This is a genomic window from Actinorhabdospora filicis, assembly GCF_030269765.1.
Classification (GTDB): domain Bacteria; phylum Actinomycetota; class Actinomycetes; order Mycobacteriales; family Micromonosporaceae; genus Actinorhabdospora; species Actinorhabdospora filicis.
In genome coordinates this window covers 26,469-32,610 of sequence record NZ_BSTX01000010.1, presented here as the reverse complement: position 1 = coordinate 32,610, position 6,142 = coordinate 26,469, and the positions used below count along the sequence as shown (strand labels likewise).

Here is a 6,142-nt window from a genome sequence, read left to right as displayed (position 1 = left end):
CGAACAGATCGAGGATCCCGCCACTGGCCGGATCGCTCATGATGCGCCACCCCCACAGGCGCAGAAACTCCCACGCCGACAGCACCCGCTCGTCCCCCGGCCACACCTGGATCACCTCGGGATCCAGTCGCAGCAACAGGGCCGGGCGAATGTCATCGGCGTACTGGAGAATCCAGGTCGGCTCGGGTGCGGCGGTCAGCATCACGCCGCTCCTGATGAGCCGACCCGGCCGGAGCGCGCGAGGTTGGCCCGTGCGCGCTCCGGCCTGTGTGGATCGTCCGCCCCAGTGCCCGTGCGGGGCGGATCATCGAGGCTACTCGCAGCGTGATTCATGTCGTACATCCGTTCGGGTGCGGTGGCCGGACCGGTCGCGGTGGGTCGGGCTCTAAACGGGTGCGGTCTTGTACAGGTAGGCGCCGAGCAGGAAGAGCACTACCAGGGCGATGATCTTGCGATTGAACTTCCACCGGAGGAGCTTGCCGTCGATGCGGCCTTGCCTGGTGTTGCGCCCGGAGGCCCAGCCGATCATGGCCAGGCCGATGGCGACGAAGACCAGGGTGGCGATCCCGGTCAGGACCGTGCCGACGGCTTCGTGCGCGCCCCTCACGCGTGTGCCTTGACTCGGGCGAAGGGCACGAAGGTCAGGTGCGGGTGGAGCGCTGCAAGCTGGAAGCAGGCGCGTATCGCCTCGTAGAAGCTGCTGGCGTGCTGGCCGCTGGCGACCCAGTTGCTCGCGCTGGCCCATTCCCCGTAGGTCTGCCCGGGTGCGGGCTCGATCGTGCGGGCCATGATCTCGTAGCGGGTCACAGGTGGTCGGCCCAGATCGTCAGCCGGGCGGGAATCGGCGTCAGGGCCTGGACGGCGGCGATCATGCTGGGGCTGAGATCGATGTCCACACCGGCGGCGCCAGCTGCGTCGCAGACGCGCTCCAGGTCGTCGAGGAGGGCGTGAAGAGCCGGGCGCAGTACCGATACGGCCGCGCGGATTCTCTCGATGCTGCTCCCACCGGTCTCGGGCGGGTCGATGAGCTTCGGCTTGGGCTGCTCGTGTCGGCCGAGCACGGCCACGAACCCCGTGCCCAGGACGAACGCCACCACGCCCATTACGAGTGCCTGCACGGGGGTGGCATCGGCCAGCCGGAGTGCTGCCCCGGCCGCCCCGGCGAGGGGCACCGACGCCAGGGCGCCGATGACGGTGACGCGCTTGCGCTCGGGTGCGGTCAGCCGGCGTACCAGCTGGTCGATCGCCGCGCCGATCTCCCAGGCGTAGTCGGCGGCCTCCAAGCTGATCGGTCCTCCGATCGCGGTGAGAGCAGTGGCCATGCCGTCGGCCCTGGCGCCCAGAGAGGTCAGGGCGGCGATGACCTCCGTGCGCGTGGACGGGACATCGATCAAGGCAGGTTCGGGGTGAGGCGGGCGGCCCTGCCGCCAGCCGTGGGACACCTCGAAGCCCACCTCGGGGGTTCCGCTGGCGAAGTCGGTGAGGACATCGGACAGCTCCGAGTGAGTGAGGGTCAGGGCCGAGCCCGGCAACACCGCCTCTTCTCCGGCCGGCGTCATCACCAACACGTTCTCGTCGCCGGTCGGGTCGTTCTCCCCGAGTAGCTGGCGGGACTCGTTGATCCACGCCGCGCCATGGCCGTCGACCAGGACGGCGGTGAGGACCGGAAGTCGTACTAGTCCGTCGTACCAGGTCAGCCAGGCCATCTGTGGGCGGTCGCGGTCGGTGTTCAGCAGGTTCATCACCACACCTACGGCATCGGCGGGCGCGATGGTCTTGCGTATGTCCATTGTGGACACTTCAAACACGGTGTTTCTCCAGTCTGTGTGCTACATGGAAGGGGGCAGCCCCGGGGGAACGGAGGTGGGCTGCCCCCTTGCCCGCGCTGACGACTCAGCGCGGGGTGCGCGCGGCTGGGGGCCTTCGCGCGCGGGTAAGGATCTAGGCGGCCCGGCTTGAGGTCGCTCGGATGTCGGCATCGCGTTCGCGCCGCAAGTCGCCGAGTGCTCGCGCCAGCGGCCAGTACTGGCCGCAGACGCCGGGCGTCCGGCAGGTCAGGCACCAGCCCGAGGCCGGGTCGGGAGCATGGGCGCTCAAGCGCCGCTCGGCGACGGAGATCGCGACGGCCAGGTCCACGGGACTGCTCATGACCGCACCGCGAACACCGAGCAGAAGCCCGGCACGTCATTGCGGTGGGCCAGGGCGGCTTCTTCGGCCGTGCGCTGCATCTGCCGCGCGGTCTCGCCCGCGCTGCACCCGTCACGCCCGCACGAGCAGCCCCCGCCGGTCTCGGAGCGGTGCGCCCGGTCGACCGCCGTCCAGTCCGGGGACAGCGGGACAGGCCGCCCGCTCATCGTGGCCCCCACGGGTTGTGCGGCACCACCGGTACGGGCTCGCGCCGAGCCGGAACCGACCACAGCAGCGGGCGCGGGACAACCGTCATGCCCCAGGCCATGAACGCCGCATCGCACATCGGCGCATACCCAGGCACGATGTGGCGCGGCTCCTGCCCACACCCCAGGCACTCGAATTCCGAAGGACGCCCGAACCAGCGGGACTTCTCGACCGTCACGTGCACGTTGTGCACCACATTGCCAACCGCGCGCGTCGCATCAGCGACCGCATGGAGATAGGCGGAACGTCCGACTTCGACCGGATCGGGAAGACGGCCGTCCTCTGGACGCCTCGCTTGCGCGGGCCGTACTCTGACAGACGACATGGGAGGTTGCCCCTCTCGTGTGGGCACCCATGGCGGCAGGTCGACCAAAACCACTCGCCAAGGGTGCCTATGCATTTGGGTCGCCCGAGGACGGTGAGTTCGCGCTCACCCACCCCGGGAGATCTAGGTGGAGGGCTGGGGCGTCGGCCTGGAAACTTTCGCCCCGGCCCTCCGGTCGAGTACGCCCAGCTCTGGGGAGAGCGTGAGCCATCTCATTAGGACAATCGCACAGCACCGTCCACAAGACAAGGTGCGACACGAAAATTTCGTGACGAAATTTGCCCTCATGACGAGTGGTCTACGATCCGCTTCGGAGGTGATGATCAGATGACCGATCCAACGGCGGCTCAACGCGCGCTGGGCTTCGCCCTGCGTGAGCTTTGCAAGGAGCACGGAAGAACGCTCAGCGAGGCGGCCACGGCGGCGCTCATCACGCCGGGCACCTTGTCGAAGGTGGAGAACGCGAAGCAGCGGCTCAACCCGAACTCAGTGGAGAAGCTGCTGGGGTACTACGACGTCGGCACGGCCGATCGAGCACGCCTTCTCGCGCTTGCTCAGGCCGCACGGACCAAGGCACGCAAGTGGTGGGAGACCTACACCGACCTCATGCCGGTGGCCTACATCGAGCTGGAAGCCGCAGCCGAGCAGATCGCCTACCTCGAAAGCCATCTGGTTCCGGGTCTGCTCCAGACAAAGAGATACCTGGAGGCACTGATCCGTGCCGAGCGGCCGGACATCACCGAGGATGAGCTGCAACGCCGCATCGAGGCGAGGGAAGCCCGGCAGGAGATCTTGACCAGAACCGTGGACCCGTGCACGCTGCTGGCCGTCATCGACGAGTCGGTGCTCCACCGGGTGATCGGCTCAGAAGAGGTCATGGCGGAACAACTTGACCACATCCTCGAAATGACCCACCTCCCGAACGTGACCGTCCAGATCATGCCGTTCGCCGGTGGCATGTACGAGGCGCTGACCGTGCGGTTCACTCTGCTGCGATTCGCCGCTCCTACAGACCCCGGCACGGTGTACATCGAGAACCTCGTGCTGTCGGATGAGTTCGTCGAGAACCCCGACAATGTCCGCCGCTTCGCTGACGTGTTCAACCGTGCCGCCGCCGCGGCCGAGCCACCAGCACGATCACTTGCCATGATCACCGCAGCGCGAGATCGGTTCGGCAAGAAGGGAAAGGACTAAGCGATGAACACAGGACCCGCAGCATGGCGACGGGCGAGCCGCTCCAACGGCACTGGCGCCAACTGTGTTGAGGCTGGCATTGATGCCCTCGGCAGGGTCGGCATCCGCGACTCCAAGGACTGTGCTGGCCATTTTGGTGACTACCCCGCTCTGATGGTCGCTCCGTCAGACTGGCAGGCGCTCCTCGTCACCGCGAGGACCTTGAACACCTAAGCGGTAGCGCTTGCTCGGGCACGTCCCTCGGGGCGTGCCCGTCTGGTTCTATCCACTATGGAATTCTGAGTCCTGGTCGTGCTTGGTAGGGGGCGTGCGTGGAGTTTCGGCGGTTTGGCAAGCGGGCTCTTCAGGAGCCATCGTTTGAGGTCGAGGACCTGGATGAGTACGGCGGGGCGCTGAAGGGCGCGCTGGAGCTCTCCGAGATCCGGGTCATGGACACCGAAGGCGGTGGCTTCACAGCTGAGGGACGCCTGTCGCGGGTCCTGGTCGAGCGCAGCCAGGGCTCCGCCGCGTCTCCAGAACGCTCCATTGCGATGATCAAGCAAGCGCGCGATCATCACCGCCCCCGAAAGGACTAGCGTGAACACATCAAAGCCCCGCTTTCGGAAGTCCAGCCGCTCTCAAGGCACGGGGTCCAACTGTGTCGAGATCGCCTTGATGGACGAAGTCCTGGTACGTGACTCGAAGCTGGTCGCCCACGCCGCCTGCCCTGTGCTCGAAGTGACTCCTGATACATGGCGCGGCTTCCTCGCCAACATCCGCGGCGACCGCTTCTGAGCACTGACGATCGCGACTTCGGGCACGCCCTTCGGGGTGTGCCTGTTTGCTTTCCACTGTGTAGTTTTTCCGCACCCGCTCAGCTGTGCTGGAGGAGCCGCGATGTGAAGTCGGTAATCCCTGGGACATTCCTGTGATGGCGGGTGAGAAGGCTTTTGGCGATGGCGTGCACGGCGGGCCTTGCACGCGTTTCCTCAGGGGCGGCGGCTTCGGCTTCGAGCAGGGCGGTGAAGGTCTGTTCAGGGTGGCCCCATTGGGCGTAGGCGCGTGCGACGTCGACCCAGTAGCGGGCGCGGCGTTCGGGCAGGGTGATGCTGTTGGGGTTGACGGTCTTGGCGTGGGCGATGGCTGTGCCGGCGTCGCCGAGTGCCCAGGCGGCTCCGATGCGGTAGACGGCGACGCTGGTGGGCCCAAATCCGGTATAGCGGTGGTTGCCGTCGCCGATGCGGCTGGCGGTGCGTGCCGCGGTGTCGAGTAGGTGGTTGGCGTGGTCGCGGTTGCCGCCGTGGGCGGCGGTGTATCCGGCGGTGGACAGCAGTGCCCCGTACATCGCGACATGCGCGGCTGGGGCGTCGGGCCCGTCAACGTCCAGGGTGTTCGCGGCCTCCAGGGCGAGGGCGATCGCCGTGCCGGCGTGGTCGGCTTTGCGGTTGAGGATCACCAGCTCGCGGATCGCTTCGGCGTTGGTGAGCGGGTCGGGGGTGGCTCGGGCCGCTAGAAGTGCGCGGTCAACGCTCATCCAGGCCATGCCGATCTCACCCAATTTGATGAGGATCTGGGTGGTAGCGGTGTAGGTCTCGGCCAGAATCGCCTGCGCCGCCGGCCGGATGATGGCGTGGGCGGTGGATTCGGCGCGGTCGATTAGCGCGGGCAGGCGGGCGGCGAGGCTGCGGTAGCGGCCGTGCTGGAAGTCGGCCCGGACGGCGGCGAGCATCGAGCGCAGCGCGTCGGGGCTGGCCGTGGTCCCGGTGGGGCCGCCGGTGAGGCGGTCTTGGACGCCGGACACCAGTGCGGCGGTCGGGCTCGGCGGGGCGGCTGAGGCCGACGAGGGGATTCCGATGGCCGCGGCGCCGCCGAAAGCGGCGAAGCCTGTCAGTAGATCGCGACGCCGCATCTCATCACCTTCTCTGCCTGGGTTGGTTCCCACCCTAGGGCCAGGGCGTGAGGTGGTGTGCGCGCTTTGGCCGGGCGGCCCATCGGCGAGCCCTACCCGCTGGTGCGGAATGCCGAGGGCTGCGGCGATCTTGCGGAGGGCGACGACGTCGCGCAACGGTTGCTTGCCGCTTTCCATTCGGGAGATGGTGGCCGCCGAATAGGCGACGAGCGAGCCGAGCTGTGTCTGGGTTAAGCCCGCGGCTCGCCTGGCCGTCCGGATTATCGTGCCGACATCGGGTGCGGTGTCGCGTGCTGCCATGGCATCTCCCGTCAGGCGGTGCCTTCCCACGGTAGACCGTC

At 67.6% G+C, this 6,142-nt stretch carries 11 protein-coding genes; 4 read left to right on the top strand and 7 right to left on the bottom strand.

What is annotated here, in order from left to right:
* The 6 genes from QSK10_RS34140 to QSK10_RS34115 all read right to left on the bottom strand — a co-directional run.
* Nucleotides 1-202, bottom strand: a 202-nt coding sequence (locus QSK10_RS34140; RefSeq protein WP_285667721.1) for a hypothetical protein, incomplete at its 3' end; no start/stop codon positions are given.
* Nucleotides 203-385: 183 nt separating this feature from the next.
* On the bottom strand, nucleotides 386-607 hold the full coding sequence (locus QSK10_RS34135) for a hypothetical protein (protein ID WP_285667720.1): 222 nt from the start codon (nucleotides 605-607) through the stop codon (nucleotides 386-388).
* Complete coding sequence (locus tag QSK10_RS34130; RefSeq protein WP_285667718.1) at nucleotides 604-807, bottom strand: hypothetical protein; 204 nt, start codon at nucleotides 805-807, stop codon at nucleotides 604-606. The genes QSK10_RS34135 and QSK10_RS34130 overlap by 4 nt, the downstream gene beginning before the upstream one ends.
* The gene (locus tag QSK10_RS34125) at nucleotides 804-1,790 is read right to left on the bottom strand and encodes a hypothetical protein (protein WP_285667717.1); all 987 of its coding nucleotides are present in this window, start codon (nucleotides 1,788-1,790) and stop codon (nucleotides 804-806) included. Before QSK10_RS34125 ends, QSK10_RS34130 begins: the two co-directional genes overlap by 4 nt.
* Before the next feature lie 151 nt (nucleotides 1,791-1,941).
* Entirely contained in the window at nucleotides 1,942-2,148 is a 207-nt protein-coding gene (locus QSK10_RS34120; RefSeq protein WP_285667716.1) for a hypothetical protein, read from the bottom strand.
* A complete protein-coding gene (locus tag QSK10_RS34115) occupies nucleotides 2,145-2,354 on the bottom strand; it encodes a hypothetical protein (protein WP_285667715.1) in 210 nt (69 codons plus the stop codon). The genes QSK10_RS34120 and QSK10_RS34115 overlap by 4 nt, the downstream gene beginning before the upstream one ends.
* 692 nt (nucleotides 2,355-3,046) lie before the next feature.
* Between QSK10_RS34115 and QSK10_RS34110 the strand changes: the two genes are divergently transcribed.
* The 4 genes from QSK10_RS34110 (at nucleotide 3,047) to QSK10_RS34095 (ending at nucleotide 4,687) form a co-directional block, all read left to right on the top strand.
* Nucleotides 3,047-3,913, top strand: coding sequence for a helix-turn-helix domain-containing protein (locus QSK10_RS34110; RefSeq protein ID WP_285667713.1), 867 nt, complete (start codon nucleotides 3,047-3,049; stop codon nucleotides 3,911-3,913).
* A 3-nt stretch (nucleotides 3,914-3,916) separates the two neighbouring features.
* Nucleotides 3,917-4,126, top strand: a complete 210-nt coding sequence (locus QSK10_RS34105) for a DUF397 domain-containing protein (protein WP_285667711.1) — start codon at nucleotides 3,917-3,919, stop codon at nucleotides 4,124-4,126.
* A 98-nt stretch (nucleotides 4,127-4,224) separates the two neighbouring features.
* Nucleotides 4,225-4,488 carry a hypothetical protein gene (locus QSK10_RS34100; RefSeq protein ID WP_285667709.1) on the top strand — a complete coding sequence of 88 codons (264 nt, stop codon included), beginning with the start codon at nucleotides 4,225-4,227 and terminating at the stop codon, nucleotides 4,486-4,488.
* Nucleotide 4,489: 1 nt separating this feature from the next.
* Nucleotides 4,490-4,687 carry a DUF397 domain-containing protein gene (locus QSK10_RS34095; RefSeq protein WP_285667707.1) on the top strand — a complete coding sequence of 66 codons (198 nt, stop codon included), beginning with the start codon at nucleotides 4,490-4,492 and terminating at the stop codon, nucleotides 4,685-4,687.
* A gap of 79 nt (nucleotides 4,688-4,766) precedes the next feature.
* On the opposite strand, the gene QSK10_RS34090 is transcribed toward QSK10_RS34095, so the two are convergent.
* Nucleotides 4,767-6,101, bottom strand: coding sequence for a helix-turn-helix domain-containing protein (locus QSK10_RS34090; protein WP_285667706.1), 1,335 nt, complete (start codon nucleotides 6,099-6,101; stop codon nucleotides 4,767-4,769).
* Between the last annotated feature and the right edge of the window lie 41 nt (nucleotides 6,102-6,142).